The sequence below is a fragment of the Klebsiella sp. MS 92-3 genome, assembly GCF_000195655.1.
Taxonomy (GTDB): domain Bacteria; phylum Pseudomonadota; class Gammaproteobacteria; order Enterobacterales; family Enterobacteriaceae; genus Klebsiella; species Klebsiella pneumoniae.
The window spans coordinates 35,917-38,836 of record NZ_GL882829.1 but is presented as its reverse complement, the minus strand read 5'-3'; the positions used below and the strand labels follow the sequence as shown (position 1 = coordinate 38,836).

General features: G+C 54.6%; 2 protein-coding genes. One reads left to right on the top strand and one right to left on the bottom strand.

Going from position 1 to position 2,920, the window contains the following annotated elements; genetic code table 11:
- Positions 1–21 precede the first annotated feature (21 nt).
- Positions 22–2,271 (top strand): TonB-dependent siderophore receptor, encoded by a 2,250-nt coding sequence (locus HMPREF9538_RS09110; protein WP_042632490.1) that lies wholly within the window; start codon positions 22–24, stop codon positions 2,269–2,271.
- Between the two features lie 263 nt (positions 2,272–2,534).
- On the opposite strand, the gene HMPREF9538_RS09115 is transcribed toward HMPREF9538_RS09110, so the two are convergent.
- Positions 2,535–2,903 (bottom strand): helix-turn-helix transcriptional regulator, encoded by a 369-nt coding sequence (locus HMPREF9538_RS09115; RefSeq protein ID WP_004177844.1) that lies wholly within the window; start codon positions 2,901–2,903, stop codon positions 2,535–2,537.
- Between the last annotated feature and the right edge of the window lie 17 nt (positions 2,904–2,920).

Below are 2,920 nucleotides of genomic sequence, written 5' to 3'. Positions count from 1 at the left end.
CACTATCAATAAGTTGGAGTCATTACCCACTTCCCGCTGGGGATCGTCATTCCTCTGCTCGCCTGTAGCGTGCCGCTGCAGGCGGCAGAGAACATGACCGAACAATCGACGCCTGACGAGAGCGCCGCCACTGCCGAAAATCACGAGGAGACGATGGTCATAACCGCCGCCAGGCAGAACCTGCAGGCGCCGGGCGTGTCGACCATCACCGCAGAAGAGATCCGCAAACATCCCCCCGCCCGCGATGTGTCGGAGTTAATTCGTACGCAGCCCGGGGTAAACCTGACCGGCAACTCTACCAGCGGGCAGCGCGGCAACAACCGGCAAATTGATATCCGTGGCATGGGGCCCGAGAATACGTTGGTGCTGGTCGATGGTAAACCGGTGACCAGCCGTAACTCGGTGCGGTATGGCTGGCGCGGCGATCGTGACTCCCGCGGCGATACCAGTTGGGTGCCAGCGGAGATGATCGATCATATCGATGTGATCCGCGGCCCGGCGGCGGCGCGCTATGGTAATGGCGCGATGGGTGGGGTCGTCAACATCGTGACCAAACCGACCACACCAGAATGGCACGGGTCGTGGAATACCTATATGAACGCTCCGCAGCACCGTAAAGAAGGGGCGACGAAACGTACTAACTTTAGCCTCAATGGTCCGCTGTCGGACAGTGTCAGCTTCAATCTCTGGGGTAATCTGAGTAAAACCCAGGCCGATGCGCAGGATATTAACGCCGGGCATGAAGCGGAACGTACCGGTTCCTACGCCGGTTCTTATCCCGCCGGACGTGAAGGGGTGGTGAACAAAGATATTCACAGTAAGCTGCGCTGGGAGTTTGCCCCGATGCAGGCCCTGGAGTTTGAGGCCGGTTACAGCCGCCAGGGTAATCTCTATGCCGGCGACACACAAAACACCAATACCAGTACGCTGGTGAAGAGTATGTACGGGAAAGAGACCAACCGTCTCTACCGGCAAACTTACGGCGTAACATGGACCGGCGGCTGGGATAATGGCGTGACCAGCAACAGCTATGCCCAGTACGAACACACCCGTAACTCGCGAATGGATGAAGGGCTGGCGGGCGGTACGGAAGGGATCTTCTCCAGTAGCGAGTTTTCAGATATCGATCTGGCCGATGTCCTGCTACATAGTGAAGTGAATATTCCGTTTACGCTGGGGGTCGATCAGAATCTGACGCTGGGGACAGAATGGAATCAGCAGCGGATGAAAGATGGCGTATCGACAACCCAGGCGCTCTCTTACGGCACTATCGATGGCGTATCGGCTACCGGTCGTAGCCCGTACTCCAGCGCCGAGATCTTCTCGCTGTTTACCGAAGATAATATGGCGCTAACGGACAGCACCATGCTGACACCCGCTCTGCGCTTCGATCACCACAGCATCGTCGGCAATAACTGGAGCCCCTCACTGAACCTGTCTCAGGAGCTGACGGACGACTGGACGCTGAAGCTGGGCATTGCCCGCGCTTACAAGGCGCCTAACCTCTACCAGTTGAACCCGAACTATATTCTCTACAGCAACGGTCAAGGCTGTTACGCCAGTAGTTCCGCCTGCTATCTGATGGGGAATAGCGATCTGAAAGCGGAGACCAGCGTTAATAAAGAGATTGGTCTTGAGTACAAGCATGATGGCTATCAGGCGGGGATCACCTGGTTCCGTAACGACTATCACAATAAGATTGAGTCAGGGTATGCGGCGGTGGGTACCGCCAGCAACGGCACCACCAATATCTATCAGTGGGAAAACGTACCAAAGGCGTTAGTGGAAGGCCTGGAAGGAACGCTGAATCTGCCGGTGGGGGAGGCGGTTAACTGGAGCAATAACCTGACCTGGATGCTGCAGAGCAAGAATAAGACGACCGGCGACCGGCTGTCAGTGATCCCGCAGTTTACCCTGAACTCGACCCTAAGCTGGCAGGTTCGTGAAGATCTCTCCCTGCAGAGCACCTTTACCTGGTATGGCCGACAGAAACCAAAACGCTTCAATTATAAGGGCGAGGCGGTCAGCGGCAGCGAACTAAACGAAGTCAGCCCATACAGCATTGTCGGCCTCAGTGCGACCTGGGATGTGAACAAAAATCTGAGCTTCACCAGCGGGATAGATAACCTGTTTGATATCCGCCACTACCGGGCAGGGAATGCGCAAACGACCGGCAACGCGACGACGGGAGCTTATCTGTATGGCGCGGGTGCCGAGACCTATAACGAATCGGGGCGGACCTTCTTTATGAGCGTTAATACTCATTTCTGATGATCCTGATGAGGAGTAAACCGGGTGCAACGCGACCCGGTTTTTTTATTTCAGATGAGAGCGGAGGAGGCGGTTATAAATCGTGACAAAATCTTCACGCCCTCTACATTATTAGCTCAACATATCCTTTTATACTGATTTCCGTCGCGCAAGGTCGTTGATCCCGACCGGGTTCGATAATAGCATCCTGCTATTTCCCTTCTGTAATATCCCCTGTCCCCCTTCCATTCCCAACCGCAGCGATGCGGAGGAGGGGGACCTCCTTATTTTTGCCGCGTGATCTGATAGCGATACTGAGTGGGCGTGAGCGCATGATATTTTTTGAAGGTACGATTAAACGCACTGAGATCGTCATAACCGACCATCATACAAATATCGACGATTCGGTAACCAGGCGTCGTCAGCAATAAACGGCGACACAGCGACATGCGCTGCTGGCGGATATATTCCATTGGCGAACGATCAAAATAATGACGGAAGAGCCGAAACAAATGCCAGGGGGAATAACCAGAGATATCGCTCAGATCGTCGACGGTCAGTTTCTTATCCAGATTATTATCGATCCACAAGAGCAGGTCGCTTAATACCGATTGCTGGAGCGTTTTGCTACGCATAATTGCGGCCAATCCCATAACGCAGGGGGCCCCCC

Bases quoted from the DNA above. Each gene is read 5' to 3' on its own strand.
- HMPREF9538_RS09115 (WP_004177844.1), bottom strand. From the start codon at position 2,903: ATGGGATTGGCCGCAATTATGCGTAGCAAAACGCTCCAGCAATCGGTA.